General features: G+C 63.0%; 12 protein-coding genes. 7 read left to right on the forward strand and 5 right to left on the reverse strand.

Features of this window, described 5'->3' with window-relative positions; all coding sequences use genetic code 11:
- From AmiPiv_RS08655 to AmiPiv_RS08675, 5 genes are all read right to left on the reverse strand, one after another.
- The gene (locus tag AmiPiv_RS08655; RefSeq protein ID WP_340036973.1) at positions 1-843 is read right to left on the reverse strand and encodes a class I SAM-dependent methyltransferase; all 843 of its coding nucleotides are present in this window, start codon (positions 841-843) and stop codon (positions 1-3) included.
- Positions 840-3098: a glycosyltransferase family 2 protein gene (locus tag AmiPiv_RS08660; protein WP_340036974.1), complete on the reverse strand. Its 2259-nt coding sequence runs from the start codon at positions 3096-3098 to the stop codon at positions 840-842. The genes AmiPiv_RS08655 and AmiPiv_RS08660 overlap by 4 nt, the downstream gene beginning before the upstream one ends.
- A 74-nt stretch (positions 3099-3172) precedes the next feature.
- Complete coding sequence (locus AmiPiv_RS08665; protein WP_340036975.1) at positions 3173-3832, reverse strand: calcium-binding protein; 660 nt, start codon at positions 3830-3832, stop codon at positions 3173-3175.
- A gap of 354 nt (positions 3833-4186) precedes the next feature.
- A complete protein-coding gene (locus AmiPiv_RS08670) occupies positions 4187-5611 on the reverse strand; it encodes an HlyD family type I secretion periplasmic adaptor subunit (protein WP_340037306.1) in 1425 nt (474 codons plus the stop codon).
- A complete protein-coding gene (locus tag AmiPiv_RS08675; protein WP_340036977.1) occupies positions 5611-7380 on the reverse strand; it encodes a type I secretion system permease/ATPase in 1770 nt (589 codons plus the stop codon). The genes AmiPiv_RS08670 and AmiPiv_RS08675 overlap by 1 nt, the downstream gene beginning before the upstream one ends.
- Positions 7381-7573: 193 nt before the next feature.
- On the opposite strand from AmiPiv_RS08675, the gene AmiPiv_RS08680 reads away from it, so the two are divergent.
- The 7 genes from AmiPiv_RS08680 (at position 7574) to AmiPiv_RS08710 (ending at position 17486) form a co-directional block, all read left to right on the forward strand.
- Positions 7574-8143 carry a MarR family transcriptional regulator gene (locus AmiPiv_RS08680; RefSeq protein WP_340036978.1) on the forward strand — a complete coding sequence of 190 codons (570 nt, stop codon included), beginning with the start codon at positions 7574-7576 and terminating at the stop codon, positions 8141-8143.
- A 45-nt stretch (positions 8144-8188) separates the two neighbouring features.
- On the forward strand, positions 8189-9439 hold the full coding sequence (locus AmiPiv_RS08685; RefSeq protein WP_340036979.1) for a glycosyltransferase family 4 protein: 1251 nt from the start codon (positions 8189-8191) through the stop codon (positions 9437-9439).
- 181 nt (positions 9440-9620) lie between these two features.
- Entirely contained in the window at positions 9621-11093 is a 1473-nt protein-coding gene (locus AmiPiv_RS08690) for a DUF6212 domain-containing protein (protein WP_340036980.1), read from the forward strand.
- Positions 11080-13755: a glycosyltransferase gene (locus AmiPiv_RS08695; RefSeq protein WP_340036981.1), complete on the forward strand. Its 2676-nt coding sequence runs from the start codon at positions 11080-11082 to the stop codon at positions 13753-13755. Before AmiPiv_RS08690 ends, AmiPiv_RS08695 begins: the two co-directional genes overlap by 14 nt.
- Positions 13756-13795: 40 nt before the next feature.
- Positions 13796-14974 carry a polysaccharide pyruvyl transferase family protein gene (locus tag AmiPiv_RS08700; RefSeq protein WP_340036982.1) on the forward strand — a complete coding sequence of 393 codons (1179 nt, stop codon included), beginning with the start codon at positions 13796-13798 and terminating at the stop codon, positions 14972-14974.
- A 45-nt stretch (positions 14975-15019) separates the two neighbouring features.
- Positions 15020-16192, forward strand: coding sequence for a polysaccharide pyruvyl transferase family protein (locus tag AmiPiv_RS08705; protein WP_340036983.1), 1173 nt, complete (start codon positions 15020-15022; stop codon positions 16190-16192).
- Positions 16193-16340: 148 nt separating this feature from the next.
- Positions 16341-17486, forward strand: a complete 1146-nt coding sequence (locus AmiPiv_RS08710; protein ID WP_445206934.1) for a glycoside hydrolase — start codon at positions 16341-16343, stop codon at positions 17484-17486.
- Positions 17487-17511 lie beyond the last annotated feature (25 nt).

Below are 17511 nucleotides of genomic sequence, written 5' to 3' on the forward strand. Positions count from 1 at the left end.
TTACCGCTGGGCTCTGCGGGACTCGGCCACGTAGACGTCCTGGTAGTGATTCGCGTCCTGGCCCCGCCAATGTCCGAGGGATTTGAAGGCGACCGCAAGCCCGGCCTTTTCCAGTGCCTGGTCCAGAAAACCGTCGTCGAACCCGACAGCCGCAAGCGGCGGCATGTCAGGGACGAACCAGCACGGGCCGTTGCCATCGCGCACGAAGGCCAGTCTGGGATCGCGCCTGCCGGACATGTTCTCCGCGGCAACTCGGTCGACGACGAAAGCAGTCATGAACAGGCGTCCGCCCGGTTTGAGCAGCCGGGCGACTTCGCTCAAATGAACGAGAACCTCGTCCGGCGGCAGGTGGGTGACGACGGACGTCATGATGACGAAATCGAACTGCCGATCGGCATAAGGCAGCTTCAGTGCCTCGCCGCTGATCTTGCCTTGCGGATTGTAGAGATTGTGCGCGATGTCGAGCCGCTGGAACGTGAAATTGGGATAGACCGGGGTGACGAAACGCCGGCACCAGGCGATGCCACCCTCGACGGGATCCAGCCCGCTGTAGCGGCCCGTCTCTACATCCAGATACTGGGTGAGTGGAACGGCCATGCGGCCGATCCCGCAGCCGATGTCGAGCACGCGATGCTCCGGCTTGAGGCCCCCCAGCCGGATGAAATGGCCGAGAAATTCCGCGCCGACCGCCCGGAAGTCGCCGTCGCCGACGAAGACGCTGCCCGCATCGGGTTGCGGCATGAAGCGATTGTGCAAAACCGCGTCCTGCAGCCAGCGGATACGGTCGTCATCGGCCGGCGCTATTGCCGGTGTGGCTTCATGACGGATGGCGGCTTCGCTCATGCGGCGCTCCTTTCCCCGGCGGCTTTGCCGATGGCGACGACAGTTTTGCTCCCGCCGTCGGTTACAGAGGCGGCCATCAGCTCGGCGATGTCGTCGTTCCAGCGTTGGGTATGCAGCCACGCGTTGTATTGGCTGGCGACGCCGCGCATGTAGTCGTTGCTGCGCCGGATCGAGCGGCGTTCGAAATGGTAGAGGCAGGCTGCCGGTTCATAGGCGATCTGGAGGCCCATGCGCCGGATCTTCAGGCAGAGGTCGCTGTCCTCGTAGTCGCCGATGACATAGTCTTCCGTAAAGCCGCCGACGCGCTCGTAGATCTCCCTGCGCATCACGAGGCAGGCGCCGGTGACGCCGGGAACGTCGCGGGCAATTTGCGCCGACGGGTAGCGTCCGGGCATGCCCTTGTAGAAATGATGGTTGAGCCAGATGCCGCGCTGGTCGCGGGCGAAATAGAGGCCCGCATGCTGCAGCGATCCGTCCTCGAAGAGCAGCTTCGGGCCGATGGCGCCGAGTTCATCCCGTTCGAAAATCGGTCGTGTCAGCAACTGGAGCCAGCCCGGTTCGCGCGGCACCACGTCGGAGTTGAGCATGACGAGAACCGAGCCGTTCGCGAAGCGCGCACCGGCATTGCAGGCCCGGGCATAGCCGCCGTTGCGGTTCATCACCACGAGCTTCATCGGCAGGTCGTGCAGGATATGCAGCCCGCCCAGGAGATGCTTCGTCTCGTCCTCGATCTCGGGCGAATCCAGCACGTAGATGATCTCGGCATTCTCCGCGAGCCAGGGATCGGTCGCCATGCCGGACAGCTGAAAGCGCAGGAAGTCGAGAACGCGGTAGAGGGGCACCACGATCGAGACCAGGGGTGCCTTTCGCGCCTGGCCGTAGTCCTTCATATGATCGACCCCGATGGTCTTGCCGAGCGTCTGCTCGACATCTTGAAGGGCAGGGGCAAGAATGGTGCGGAACGCTTCATCCGTTGCATGTTGCGGGGAAACGGCGCGCAGGATGCGGTTGCGCTGGGCGACCGGTTCTAAGGGCTGTGGCTTCGGCACGAGCGGTTTCACCGCACCCGAGGTGTGCCGCAGCTGGAACCGCGGCTGAAGCAACGGACCCAATGGCTCGTCCAAGGGAAGCCAGGCGACGAAGCCGGTCACGTCGGTCTTGGCGCTGGACTTCCCTTCGCGTCCCCAGGCCGGGAACTGGTACCAGTTGCCGTCGAGCGGCAAGGCGGTACCGTCCTCTTTCAGATAGTCGATGCCGGCGAGCGTGGAGGCCGGATCGTCGGTCCAGCCACCGGCGAGCAGACCTCCCTGCAGCGACAGTGCAAGGTCGATCTCGGCGGCAGCGTGCATCGCCGACTTTGTGACGTGCCTGGCCGGCAGCGGTGCTCGCAGCTGAAGGTCGGTTGTGGTTGCCGCGCCGCTGCGGGACAGGTTTGACAGTTGCCGCACGACGAACTCGCGCAGGCCCGCACCGCCCTGCTGCTCCGCCCACCATTTCTGGAGGCCGGAATAGCGCGGATTGCAGTTGGGCAGGTGCCGGACCGCGATGCCCTTCTTGCCCAGGAAGAGGAGATGCAGCGGCTGCGCCGGCTGCCGCTGTTCGAGAATGAAATGGCAGGATTGCCAGCCACGCTCCGACCTGCCGCCGACGACAAATTGCATAGTCAGCGGCACAACGGAGTTGGCGCCGACTGCATAGAGGTTGCCGATCCCGCCCAGTTCAGGGCTGACGTCGGCCTGGATGAGGTGCCGTCCGGGAGCGATCTGGCAGACGGAGCTCGCAAGCCGCGGCGTCGGCACCAAGGCCTGGATGGCGTCGTCGACGATGCCTGCGAAAAGCTCGTCGCGGGACAGGCGGAACGCGCTTCGCCAGACGGTCAGGAGCGTGTTCAGGAACTTGATGCTGCCCTCGGGCGGGAGGTTCTCCAGGAGGGCTTCCACATCGAGGAGCGGAAGTTTGGCGGCTGGCTGGAGCGCAAAGGACAGCAACGTGTTTCCGTCCGCTGCGCAAATCTGCATGCGTTCGGCTTTGTTGTCGGGCCTCATCGCCCAAAGGATGCACTGCCTCCCGTCGGCCAGCGGCAGCATCATGCTGACAAGCGGGACCGGCTGCCGCTGCATGGACAGGACGAACTTGCCTATGGCCGGCAGTTGCAGGGGGATGTCCCAGATCACGACGGCCACGTCCGAACAAAGCCGGAAGGCCCGTGCAATGCTGGAAACGCCGCCGGCGGCCCTCGAACGGTCGGACGTCACGCGCTAGTCCTTTGGATCGGTTGAAGGGCATGTGGCGTGCCCCGTGGGAGGGGGTGGGGCACGCCGTTTCAGGCTCAGTGAACCGTGAAGTAGTTTTCCGGGTTGGCCTGGATGTCCTGGGCGTCGGCGTTCACCAGCGTAAGCGTGTCGCCATGGCCGAGATCGATCACGACATTGCCGCCCACCTGGGTGATGCGCGAAGCCAGGTCTTCGGGAGAAGAGACATCGAGACCGTTGATGTCCTTCGAAATCTGCAGCAGATCCTCGCCGGGCGTGAAGTCGAGGATGACGTCGTTTCCGCCGCCGCCGTCGAAGACGAACAGATCGCTGCCTTGGCCGCCGACCAGGGTGTCGCTGCCGGCGCCACCGTCGATGACGTCGTTGCCGGCACCACCCAGAAGGATGTCGCTGCCCCGGCCGCCCATCAGGAAGTCGCTGCCGTCGCCGCCCCGAAGCACGTCGTTGCCGTTCTCGCCGAACAGCAAGTCGTCGCCGGGGCCGCCACTCAGGACATCACTGCCGTTGCCGCCATAGACGGCATCCTGGCCGTCGCCGCCGAACAGAGTGTCGTCTCCATTGTCGCCGAACAGCAGATCATCGCCGCCGTTCCCTGTGATGATGTCGTCCCCGTTGCCTCCGCTGACGAAGTCATCACCCCCAAGGGCGCGAATGACGTCATCAAAGCGAGAGCCAAACAAGACGTCGTCATACGCGCCGCCTTCCAATGTGGCCATCTGCTTAACCTCTTCCTCGTTTGAACGCGCCTCCCGTCGGCAGAGGCCGAGGATTGCGCGGAGCCATTGTGTAGTGGAATGGAAGAGATGTGCAATATACCTTAGAGCACAAATTCTATTTTATTAGGTGAATTATTTGTTGCAGATTTATTATATCAACAAACAAAAAGAATAGTAAAAAGAATTTTCGAATAAGTTCATCTTATACTGCGTTCAAAGCGGTTCAAATTTTGAAGCATTTTTTCGAGGTGATCCGATTTGCCGAGTCGTCGGTAGCAAAATCGAGGTGCCGCAGCCCTGCGAACAAGGGCCGGGCTGGCCGGCTCCTTGGACTGAACCCGAGGAGCGTTGCGGCTAGTCCTCTCTCATCGCGCGATTGAAGCTGTCTGCGACCGGAGAAACCAGGTAGTCGATTGCCCGGCGTGCCTTGTGCACGATCATCACTTCCGCCGGCATGCCGGGATAGAGGCGCATATCCGGATTTGCGGCGAGCGACTCGGGATCGATCTGAGCCCGCGCGACGAAATAGGCCGTGCTCGATTTTTCGTCCACCGACTGGTCGGCGGCGACGTAGGTGACCGTCCCCGACAAGGGCAGGTGCGAGCGCTGGTTATATGCCGTCAGCCGGATCTGCGTCCGGGAGCCGACCGCAATGCTGTCGATGTCGCGCGTGCTCACGTTCATCTCGACCAGCAGCGGTTCGCTTTCCGGCACGATGTCGAGCAGCGGCTGGCCGGGCGTCACGGCGCTTCCCGGCGTGCGTACGCCGATGTTGGTCACGATTCCCGCCTGCGGGGAGCGGATCTCGAGGCGGCGCAGCACGTCCTTCGCACCAATGATCTTCTCCTCGACATCTGCGAGTTCGAGGCGGGCCGTGGTGATTTCGCCGGCGATTTCCGACTGGAAGTCGCGTTCGATGCCCGTGAGCGCGAGTTCGGCACCTGCCTCGGCCTTCTCCGCTTGTGCTCTTTGACCACCTAGCTCGCCGCGCGAGGCTGCGAGTTCGCTGAGCCTGGCCTCGATCTCTATGAGCTTGGAGCGCTGGGCAAACCCCTTGTCCACCAAGGTCGCGATAGCCGACCTCTGCCCGTCGATGAGGTCGATCTGCCGGTCGGTGGCCTCGATCTGGATGGTCAGGAACTTCAACCGCTCGGAATACTCCTCGATCGTCGTCCGCTGGATCGCGTTTCGGCCTGCCTTGGACTCCCGCCTCTTTTCGAAGAATGCCCTTTCAGCCGTCATGGCGTCCTGAGCTGCAGCCTCGCCGGTTCCGCCAAGATCTGCGGGAAAGCCTATCGCCTCGGTACCGGCCTGCTCCGCCCTGAGGCGTGCAAGTTTTGCGATCAGGCCGGTGCGCCGGCTTTCCAGTGCTTGCAGGTCGGCACGGGCGCGCGTGTCCTCGAGCTTGATCAGGGGCTGCCCGGCGGCGACCTTGTCGCCCTCCTGCACCAAGAGGCGGCTCAGGATGCCGCCCTCGAAATGGCTGACTGTCTTGCGTTTCGAATCGACGATGATCGTGCCGCTGGCCACCGAGGCGCTGTTGAGTTCAGTCAGAAATCCCCAGCCGAGAAAGCCGCCGAACGACAGGAGGATTGTCGTGAAGCCGGCGATGACAAGGCGCCGGAGCGGCGAACGGGCTCGGCCTTCCGCCAGCTCCTGCTCCATGGCGCTGACAGGGAGCGGCGCTTGTCCCGCTGCGCGCATGCGATGGTCCGGAGGGGTGGACTTGCGGACCGGCTGAACCTCGGTGCGCTCTGGTGACGGCTTCGACCTGTGCATCATGATGCCACGACCTCGCGCGACGACGGGCCGGACGTCATCGAAGCGACCACATCGGTGCGTTGCCCGAACTGCGTGATGCGGCCGTTTTCCAGAACGAGCAGCTTGTCCGCGACCTCCATGATCGTCGGCCGATGGGCGATCATCACGACGATGGCGCCGTCGTCGCGAGCCTTTTCGATGGCGCGGATGAGCGCACGCTCGCCGACCGCGTCGAGATTGGCGTTCGGCTCGTCCAGCACGATCAGCCGGGGGCGGTCGTAAAGACAGCGGGCAAGCGCGATCCGCTGCCTCTGCCCTCCCGACAGCGTCAGGTGCCCGTCGCCGACCGGCGTGTCGTAGCCCAGGGGGAGCCGCCCGATCATATCGTGGACTTCGGCTTGCCGCGCGGCCTCGAGCACCCTGTGCGGGTCGCCGTCTTCCATCCGCGCGATGTTGTCCCGGATCGTTCCTTCGAGCAGCGAAACCGCTTGCGGAAGATAGCCGGCCACGCGACCGAAGGAAGCGCGCTCCCAGAGATAGACGTTGTTGCCATCCAGGAAGACACCCCCCGACGTGGGCTTCAGGATGCCGACGAGCAGCCGCGCCAAGGTGGATTTGCCGGCGGCGGATGGGCCGACCAGCCCCAGCACCTCGCCGGGGGAAAGGGAGAAGGAGATGCCCTTGATGATCGGCACGTCCACGCCCGGCGCGGCGTAGACCAGCCTGTCGATGACCAGGTCGCCGTCCGAGTGCGGAGTGGGCATGGCCTGGCGCACCGCAAGATCCTCGTTGAGGGCCGTCTCGATCCGGCGCCAGCCGGCGATCGCCAGCACCCATTGCCGCCAGTTCTCGATGACGGAATCGAACGGCTGGAGCAGGCGGCCGATAAGGACACTCGAGGCCATCATGGCGCCCGGGGTGACCTCCTGCTTGAGCACGAGCAGGGCGCCCGCGGCCAATGTCGCGACCTGGACGGTGTAGCGGAGCACGCGGGTGATGGACGACATCGCCCGGCTTCGGCTGCCGCTGGTTTCCAGGAGGTCCAGTGCGTGCATCTGCGCTGCCCGCCATCGCTTTGCCAGCGCCGGCAGCATGCCCATGGCCTCGATCGCCTCGGCGTGACGAAGTGATGCGCCGATTTTCGCCACCGACTCGATGTTGGCCTGGTTTGCCTCCTTCATGAGCTGGCGTGTGAGCAGGTCAGTGACGACACCGCAACACAGCAGCAGCGCCACCGAGATCGTGCCGACCACGCCGAAGAGGGGGTGCAACAAATAGAGTGCACCAAGAAAGATGGGCGACCAGGCGGCATCGAGCGGAGCACTGACCGCGGGGGAGGTGAGGAAGCCGCGCAGTTCGGTCAGGTCCCTCAGCGACTGCGTCGCACGCGACACCCCCTGATCGACGGAAGCTTGGACTGCGGCCGTGAGCAGCGGCAGGTTCAGCCGCCGCGTCACGGCGCTGCCCATGGCCTGGAATGAGAGGGCGCGGATGAATTCGAGCACGCCATAGACCAGCAGCGCGCCGACCGCCAGGACGGTGAGCGCGGTGAGAGAATCGATGCTCTGGCTATTGAGCACGCGGTCATGCACCTGCAGCATGAACAGGGGCATCGTAAGTTGCAGCAGGCTTATGCATGCACTCAAAAGGGCAGCATAAAGTAGCGTCACGACAAAGACACGCCGGGCCTGCAGGACGAGCAACCTCGGATTGAGCGTCCCATTCTGGGCGACAACTGACCCAATTTGGCTCTTGCCAACGGGTTTTTTTCGAACAGTATCAAGCATGGGCGATTTGGCCTGGGGCTACCGTGTTTGGCGGTTTGAGGATGTTGCCTGCACCGCATGCAGAGCATATAGCAATATCTCTGTCGTCAGTGTGACACGAAAATGATAACATTCTCAAGTTCGGGAATCTGGGGTGGGGCTTTGTTGTGATTTACTTCAATTTTTGAAGTAAAATTCTGAAATGGAGCGAGGGATGACTCAAGAACTTCTCTACCCATCCATGGGTTTGGAAGATGCATTGTTACTACGGAGCGTGGGCGACAGGCGGCATGTTGCCCCTGAGCAGCCTCGTCGCGATCAAATTGGCGATGCTCCGCAGGTGTCGTGTTTCGATCTGGCACGGCTCCTGGAGCGTTCCAGCCGGCGCTTTTCCGGGTTGGTTGCCGCGGAGCTGACCAGGCTCGGCGTCGACGATATCGGGCCCGCCCAGGTGATGGTTCTGCTGGCAATCGGCGATACGGAGGTCTCGGTCGGCGAGTTGCTCGATCGCGGAAACTACGTGGGCTCGAACATTTCCTACTACCTGAAGCAGCTCACCGATGGCGACTACATCGACCGCGTCACCTCCCAGCGCGACAAGCGCTCGGCCCGCATTAGGTTGACGGAGAGGGGCAGGCAGCTCTGCGCCGACTTGCGGGATGCCGCAAAGCTCTTTGAACGTTCTTTTTGCGGGGAGCAGGACCTGCGGGACCTCGCTGCCGCCTTTCAAGCGCTGCACCGGCTCGAACTGGTTTGGGCCAATGCTGCACGTTACGGCGTTTGACCTGAGTTTGAAGGGCGGGTCCTTGTCGGGGGCTTGCTAGACATCATGCATATAGCATTCGTGCATCGGCGAGGCTTCGGCCAGTTCGCCGCACTGGCCGCGCATTTGGCGCAGGCCGGCAATGAAGTGAGCCTCGTGACCGAGGCAATCGACCAGCGTATCCCGTCGGTTCGTGTCGTGCGGCATCGAACAGAGCCGGGGCCACGGGTCCATCCGCTCGTGGCGCGGCATCTTGGCATACCCGACCACCATGTTCGGATCGGCCACCGCGTTGCCGAGACTTTCGATGCGATGGCGCGCCAGGGCCAGAGCCCGGACATCATCATCGGCCACATTGGCTGGGGAAGCATGATGTTCGTCAAGGATGTGCTCCCGCGCGTGCCAGCGCTCGGCTATTGCGAGTTCTTCTATCGGGCCGAAGGGGCGGATGTCGGATTTGCCCCGGAAGATCAGCCTCATCTCGAAACGCGCAAGCGGCTCAGGCTTCGCAACATGGCGCAGCTCATTTCACTGGAGGCGCTGGAGGGTGGCATCAGCCCGACCCAGTGGCAGAGGAGCCTTTATCCGGCCGACGCGCGAGCGCGCATCGCCGTGTGCCACGAAGGGATAGACACGCGACGCTTCCGCCCGGATCCGGCGGCTTCGCTGAAGCTCCCGGACGGGCGTGTGCTCAAGGCCGGCAGCCCTCCCATTGTCACCTTCGTCGCACGCGACCTCGAGCCCTACCGCGGGTTCCCGCAGGCGCTGGAGGCCGCGGCCAAGGTCATCCGCCAGCACCCCGATGCCCTGTTCGTCTTTGTCGGCGGCGACGGCGTGAGCTATGGCACGCCGCCGCCGGGAGGCGGGTCGTGGAGGGAGCACCTTCTCGCGTCGCTCGATCTCCCGAGAGACAGGGTGCTATTCCCCGGCGTGGTGCCGCATTCGGTACTACGCCAGCTCTTCCAGATTTCCGCGGCCCATCTCTATCTGACCTACCCGTTCGTCCTGTCCTGGTCGGTCCTGGAGGCGATGGCCTGCGGGGCGCTGGTCATCGGCTCCGATACCGCATGCGTCCAGGAGGTCATCCGTTCGGGCCGCAACGGCATGCTGGTGCCGTTCTTCGATACGGATGCGCTCGCCGAGGTCATTCTGGAGGCCCTGAAGAACCCCGACAGCTTTGCCGGACTGCGGGCTGCGGCGCGCAGGACGGTCGAGCAGCGCTTCCGGCTCGAAGACTGCATTGCAGGCCAGACTGCTCTGATTGGAAAAATGACCGGGTTGAATTGTAATCCGGCAAAAGAAATGCATATCGCGTAAATATTACTTCAAGTTTTGAAGTATAATCTATTGCTAAGTGCCTGAAATTTATCATTGTCGCCGGCAATAATTATTGATACGGGTTTCATTGACTGGTTGTCTCGGAGCTATTCCGATCGAATGGCAATCAAAAACATCAATGAGATTTCGTTATTATTGAGGGCGCTGCGTGCACGGGGTGATGTCTTCTGGCGAGAGGCAATCGGCAGCGAAGATAAGGTTGGTCGCAGCGTCCGATCGGGACCGTGCCGCTATCGAAAAGGCCGGCATTGAAGATTTGGTCGTCTTCCTTGACGGCGACGCTCATGCTCGGCCGATCCTGCGGAACGCCTTTCCTCTCATTGCGGTCGCCTTTTCCGAAGCATCCGAAGCCGCTCTGAGGGATGCTCTCGTTTCGCTTCGTCAACTCGGTACGGTGCCTGAAATCCCCGTTCGGCGGCTCGACGCGAAAAGCGGGGCCGAGATGTGCGCGCTCATTCGTGCGTTCGCGGAGGGCGGGGTGGGGCGGCTCTCCCGGTTTTCCGCCTCGATCGCTTCAGAAGTCGCCATGCTGCGGCGAGAGCGGGAGGTGATGCTCGAAAACTACCGTGCGCTCGAAGATGCATTCCAGGCACGGAACTGGGAGCCGGTCGCGGAGATCTTCGGGCATGATCCGCATGTCGATCCGAAGGACGAGGGCATCGGCCAGCTCCTGTCGAGCGCCCATGTCGAGCAGTTCCTGCCGGTTTCCAGCCAGGGCGTGGCCGGCGTCGCCCTCCATCTCCATTCGGTGCCGAAGGATGGCGCCGAGCTGGTCGTCACGCTGAGCTATGTCGAGAGCCGCGAAGGAGTGGCCGAGTGGAGCGTTCCCGCTTCAAAGCTCGTCGCGGACTGGAATTTCTTCTCGCTACCGCGGGCGTGCGGAGGCGGAGCGAAGACGTTGCGGCTGCGGGTGTCCTCCACGGGACCGGAGATGGTGGGGCTGTCGCTCGGCTTCCCCATTGCCAGCGAGCGCTATACGGCGCGATCGGAAGTTGCGCATCCCGACCTCGATCTGCGGCCTCTGGCATTCCGTGTGTTCACCGGGCTACCGGGCGTTAGGCCCACCCGAATGCCCAACATGATCGCGCCGACCGACCTGCTCGACGGCCAGTTCATCGAAGACTATCGCCTGGCGCCCGATCTCCTGAGCCGCATAGTCGACGTGTCGGTCACGCCCGTCGTGCCCGAATTCCAGACAGTCCGCTTCCTCGAGCACGAGCACGCGGTGGTGTGCCACCCGCTCAAGAGCGGGATTTCCGCCGGCGCCGTCAGCCGCGCGGTCGAGCCTGGAACCATTTCCTTCTCGGCAAGCGCCGTGATCGATCATCCCCAGGGAGCGCCGGCGGCGGTCAGTTTTCTGCTCGCCCCGGCCAATTCCAACGCGCGGTCCGAGGTGGCAGAGCTGGTGCGCAAGGGCACGGCGAAGCCGACCGCCTTCTTCAGCGGCTGGCGCGAGGTCGGTCCCGACAGGTCGGTCAGCATCAACATCCACATGGACGAGCCGGTGCGCGCGCCGATGGATCTCATGATCCTGAGCCGCGCCGTCACCGACTCGGTCGATTTCTCCTGGCTCAAGGTGTCCGGTTTCCGGCTCGTCAAGCAGTCGGGGGAGGCGCTCAATGCCCACCAGTGAGGACGATCTGATTGCCGTGGCAATGCCGCTTTACGGCCACGCCGCGCTGGCGCTCGAAGCGCTAGAGTCCGTTCTGGCATCGACGACTTCCAACTGCAGGATCGCCATCATCGTCTCGGTCGACGGCGACCCGCGGCGCGAGGCCTTCGACCTGCTGCTGCTCTACGCTGCCGCCCATCCGTCGGTGCATGTGGTGTTCGGCCCGAATGCCGGGCCGGGCGGGGCGCGCAACCGCGCAATCGACTACGTGCTCGAAAACCTGCCCGAGGCGCGGGCGGTCTATTTTCTCGACGCCGACAACAGAGTTTTGCCGGGTACCATCGAGACCCTGTATGAGCGGCTTCTCTCCAGCGGTTGCGGCTGGGTCTACACCAACATCGACACCTTCTCCGTGAACTGGCGCGCGCACTACGGCAATCGCTATTCAAGGCTGGTCCACTGCATCACCGACAACATCTGCGACACCGGCTCGATGATCTCCATCGACGTCTTCCGGGCGGGCGTGCGCTTCAACGATGACAGGCAGAACGGTTTCGAGGATTGGGAATTCTGGCTTTCCTGCATTGAACAGGGTTTCGTCGGCATCCCATCCCACGACACCACCTTCGAGTACCGGCTGCGGGCGGAAAGCCGCTTCAAGGAAGCCAACCGCGACCGGGCGACTTCGGTAAGTTTCCTCAGAAAGCGCCACAAGGCGCTGTTCCAGCGCCCGATGCTCGTCGAGTTCGAACATGAGGAATGTCCGCGCTATCTCTTCGCGCGGACGGAAGATGCCGCCATTTCGTTCTTCACCGATCCCACCAAGCCGCCACGGATGCTTCGTCTCGACGACATCATCCCGGATTTCTGGGCCAGCATCGGTGAGCCCGACAACGTCCATTTCCCGCCTTTCCTGATAGCCGGCAGCGGCGCGACGCTCGATCTGCTGCGGCGGTCGCGCATGCTGCCCAATGTGCTTTGCCACCTCGAGCGCTTGAGCGAGAAGGCCAACATCGTCTTCGTCCAGCTCGGCAACGACGCAACGCAGCGCAAGGTCGAGCCGATCGTCCTGGGGTCGGGCGCACCGCAAGTCGCGCCGGCCGATCTCATCTTCATTCCGACATCGCTTGTTCGCGACGTAATCCAGAACAATGCGCTGGACTGGTTTGCCTCGATCGGCAACCAGCAGATATGGCCCACATCGGCCATTCTGAAAGTGCGCTTCCCGTTCCCGAGAACCCTGCCGCGTCGCTCCCTGATCACGCCCCAGCAGGTGATGATCAACAGCATCAACGCCATCGCGACAAGTCCGCTGCGCCGGACTGCCGGCAGGCGCTGGACCTGGCGGCCAGCGCGGCTCGTGCCTTTTGCGGAGCTGCACAAGTCGCTGCGGAAGGAAGTCGGCGGCTCGCCCGTCCTGCCGCTTGGCCACAGCGAGGCCGGCAAGAGGACAGCGGCGCTGCTTGTGCCGAATGCTTCGTTCGGCGGCGCCGAGAAGGTGGTCTATGCGGCCGCCCGCGAGTTGAAGAGGGCTGGGTATGAGACCCACCTTTTCGTACTCGGCACGCTTCGCATGGATGTGATCGACGAGTTCGACGCGAGCTTCGACCATATCCATTTCTGGAACGAGGGCATTCCGGCCTGGGGAGGTTCAGGCTTGTTCCTCGGCCAGGATTTCATCGCCGAGCACCATGACGTCGACTGGGGTGGACTGAAGGGCCAACTCTCCGGCTTCGACCTGATCGTCAATAACCACGTGATGTCGGTCCATCCCCTGATTGCGCGGCTGCGCTCGGAAGGCACGCGCACGGCCTGCTATCTGCACGTCGTCGACAACACCTCGTTCAAGAGGCCCGCCGGCCAGCCCTTCGCCGCGATCGCCCACGAGCACTGCTACGACGCTTTTCTGACCTGCTCGGAGCAGCTCAAGATCTATCTGCACAGTTTCGGTGTCCCTCACGAGAAGGTCTTCGCCGTCCCCAATGGCGCGAGCTTTTCAGTGCCGCCCAAGGCGCTTGCCGAAGTTCTGTCGGTCAGGCGGATAGAGCGCAAGGATGACCGGCTACGGCTCCTCTACATGGGCCGGTTCGATCAGCAGAAGGGCATCGACCGCCTCGCTGCGACCATCGCAGAACTGCACGCCTCACGCGTTCCCGTCGACATAAGGGCGATCGGCGGGGAGATCCTCGCAGATTCCAGCGTTTCCTGGACGGAGCAGCTCAAGGGCCTCGGCGTCGAGGTGCACCCTCCGGTCTTCGCGAGCAAGGAACTGATCAAGGCGCTGGGCTGGGCGGACGTCCTGGTCATGCCCTCGCGCTGGGAAGGTGCTCCGTTGATGATCGCCGAAGCGCAGCAACTCGGCTGCGTTCCCATCGCCACCGGGGTTGGCGCGGTGGACGAGCTCATCACGCATGGCGAAGACGGCATCCTCATCAATGCCGATGTCGACTCCCAGGTGGTGCGGCAGATGGCCAGGGTCATCGAAGAGGTCGCCCACGATCGCGGCAAGCTCGCTCCGCTAATGGAGGGCTGTCTCAGGTCGGCGGCACGCCGGTCATGGACAGGTTCCTTCTCGGAGTTCCTCGGCTGGTGCGACGGCGCGGTGAGCAATTCATCGCTGTCGCGCGCAACGGTCATGCAACGGCGCGAGACGCCGAATCCGGAGGTCGCGGCCGTAGGCTGAGCGACCCCACCAGATCCAGCAAGTAGAAAGGTCTAGTTGTATGCGTCCAAGGATCCTCGTGACGGGCATTCCTGGTCACTACTCGCGCCTTGCAAACGGCGCCCACGGATTGTCCGTCTCCTATTCGGAGCGGCAGAAACAGCCCGAGACAAAGGACGAGTTTCTTCAGGAACTGCGCAACATCAGCAATACCGGCAACTATCTGATCGGCGAGGGCGCTTTGCGTGCGCTCGCGCCCCATGCGAAGCAGGTTCCCTTCTGGCATCTCTACAATTGCAGCCGCAACGGAGAGGGGCTCGACGAGTTCAATGCCAATTTCGACATCTGCGTCTTCACCTGCGCAAACCTCCTGCGCAAGGGGCTCTCGGCGGATGCGGAAGCAGAAGTGCTGGGCAAGCTCAAGATGCCGATCGTCATGCTTGGAATCGGCCTCCAGAACCGGAGGGACCTCGAAAATGCGCTGCCTGAGGGAACGAAGCGGCTCTTGAGTGTCCTCAAGGAACGGGAGCACTATTTCCTGACGCGCGGTTTTGAAACCACGGGCTTCCTGAAGGACCAGGGCTTCTCCTTCGTGCGGCCGACCGGCTGCCCGTCCGTCTATTTCATGCCGGACAACATGCGCCGCTCGCTGAAGAAGCTCCCCGACGTACAGGTTGGCAAGGCGCGCACGATCTTCTCAGGCTACCTCGGCGGCAATCATGACGCGATCCTCGACGCCAACGCATTGAACCCGGAGGGTTCAACTCCCCAATATGTCGTGCAGGACGAATTCATTCACTTCGACCTGCGGGCGGAGCCGGATAGCGGGGGGCGCATCTACGACTCGGCCTCAGGAGCGATGATCGGCGACCTTGCCTACCCGGGCGCCGAGCGGCTCAAGACGCCGTTCGAGGTGCGCACCTTCTTCGACACCAACCAGTGGCGTGCCTGGGCGTCGTCGATGGACTTCAATCTCGGCCGGCGTTTCCATGGCTCGATCATTGCCATGCAGGCGGCGGTGCCCAGCCTCATGGTGGCGGTGGACGACCGCATGCGCGAGATGCTGGGCTTCACCGGTCTGCCGGCCGTCGACGCGACCGATCTCGACAAGGCCGAAAACCGGGCCGAGTTCGTGGCCGATCATCTGGCCGGCCTCAACACGTCCGAACTGGTCGATCGCTATTCCGATCGCGAGCGGAACTTCCGCTCGACGTTGCGCGAGATCGGCATCGGGCAGTAGCGCGCCGCGAGGATCCAGGTATCAGGCACAATTTCAGGGAACATCATGCGCATCCTGCTTACGGGCATCCCATCATATCTGCAGCGAACCGTGTCGAGCGTATCCGGGGCGGAGGTTCGTCACAGGCCCTATTTCGACGACATCAGGACCAAGTCGGAACTGATCGAACAGGTCAGGAAGATTGCCAATACGGGCAACTACCTGATTGGCGAGGGCGCCGGCTACAGCCTGAAGGAGCATGACGTCACCTACGTGCCGTTCTGGCACCTCGCCCGCAGCTCCCAGTCGGAGGATGTCTACGAATGCCTCAACCAGGAGTTCGACATCTGCGTCTTCGCCTCGGCCAATCTCCTGCGGCCCGGGTACTCGGCCGATCTGGAGGCGGAAGTCTTCGAAAAGCTGAAGATGCCGGTCGTGGTCATGGGCATCGGCATCCAGCGCAAGGAGGGCCTCAAGGACAGCCTGCCCGCCGGTACCCAGAAATTCCTCGACGTCCTGAAGCGCAAGAAGAGCTTCTTCCTTACGCGTGGCTACTTCACTGCCGAGTTCCTGAGGGAACAGGGGATGAAGTTCGTGAAGCCGACGGGCTGCCCGTCGCTATATTTCTCCCCTGTGGGGATGGAGCGCTCCCTCGCCGCCCTCGCAAACCCCGACCTGGTGCAGGCACAGAAGATCGCTTTCGGCGGGTATCTCGGGAGCGTGGCCGATACGATCGTCGATGCCCACGCATTGCTGAAGCCGACGAGCGTCGCAAGCTATGTCGTGCAGGACGAGGTGATCGCCTACAATCTGTCCCTGCCCGTCGACGACGATGCGCATGTCTACGACCGGGCCAGCGGCCGGATCACCGGCGCGACCTCATACAAGCATTCCGAAAAGTGGCAGCGTCAGCACGAGCTCATGGTGTTTTTCGACACCAATCAGTGGCGTAGTTGGATCGCCTCCCGCGAACTCTGCTTTGGCCGCCGGTTCCATGGCTGCATCATCGGCATGCAGGCCGGCGTGCCGGCCCTCATGATTGCCGTCGACGACCGCATGCGGGAGATGCTGGAATTCATCGGCTTCCCCTACATCGAGGCGGCCACGTGGAATCGCGAGGCCGACAAGAAGAGCTATCTCGCCAATTTCCTCGCCAAGATCGACACGCAGGCCGTCATCGACCGATATCGGGCTTGCGAAGCCAATTTCCGCGGCGCTCTCGCCCATGTCGGCCTATAAGGCATTTTGCGGCCAGACGGGATCGTCTGACGTTGCACAAATGCGGCCAAGAAAGACCGTGGAGTGGTGGAATTGCGTTCATCAGAATGCCCGCCGCTCTAGCTTTGCAATCGGCAGGGCAAGGCCAGGCCGGCTTTTTGCAGGCATCTTGCTGCTGGCGTCCTTGGCCATTGCCCAGGTGCCGATTGCCGATGCCGGCGAGGCGGAGGATGCCCGCATCGGCATCAACCGACTGAACCTCGGCTGGCTCTCCCGCAGCGATCAGGAAAGGGTTCTGGGCGAGATCGCGGCGAACGGCGTCACCCACGCTCGGCTTTCGCTGTCGCGACCGGTCGACAAGAGCATCGACGCGCTCGAGATCGCAAACCGCCTGGGCATTCGAATCCTTCTCGAAGTCCAGCTCACGAACAAAAGCTATTTTTCCGAGACGGCTCGCCCCCGAACCGGTTTCGGCCGCATCTGGGATATCCAGCGGCTCTCGGATCTCGATCTTGACCTCTACCGCACGGGGCTGCGGGAGGCGCTTCGGCGCATCGACGCTCTGGGCATTCGCCTGGAGGCGATCGAGCCTGGAAACGAGATCAACCTGAGCGCCTACAACGGCGATCTGCTTGTCTTTCCTAGGCCCGGCGACCGGACCCCGCGCGGCATCGCCGATCTCGTGGACAGGGCGGCCTTCGAGCGCGGGCTCGACAAATATCTGGAGGCCGTGAAGATCACCCGCGAGGAAGTGGGGGGCACCGTTCATAGCCGCGACGCAGCCATCGTTTCGGCGGGCCTTTCGGACCTCACTGCAGACGAGGCGGACAAGAGAGGCATGGAGCGGCTCGACCCTGGCGAGGTCATTGCCTTGCTGCGCGAGCGGGGCGTCGATAGCCTCGTCGATGCCTACGGCATTCATGTCTACCCTGGGCAGAAACCGGCGTCTGTCCTCGCCGATCGGGTTAAGGGCCTCCTCGATTTTTGCCAGCCGTCCGATACCGGCAAGCCGTGCTGGGTGACCGAATGGGGGATCGCCAACACTGCACGCGCGTGCCCCGTCGACGACCGAAGGCGAGAAGGCGCGGTTCGCGCCATGCGCGCAGCCTTCGAGCAGCTGATGGCTGCAGGGCGGCTGACCGCGGCCTTCTACTACGATTGGGACACCGAGCCGTCATACAGCCTTTGGCGGTGCGGGCGATTGAGCCCGGCCGGCGCGATCGCCATCAAGCCAGCCGGAACCGAAGCGTCGGGGGCAAACGCACCCATGTTCCATCGGGCGCCTGCGGCAGGAGAGACTCGAATGTCGCCTTGAGCGAAGTTCTGGACCTGTGGCGCGG

The sequence above is a fragment of the Aminobacter sp. Piv2-1 genome (assembly GCF_037625995.1).
In the GTDB taxonomy this organism is placed as follows: Bacteria; Pseudomonadota; Alphaproteobacteria; order Rhizobiales; family Rhizobiaceae; genus Aminobacter.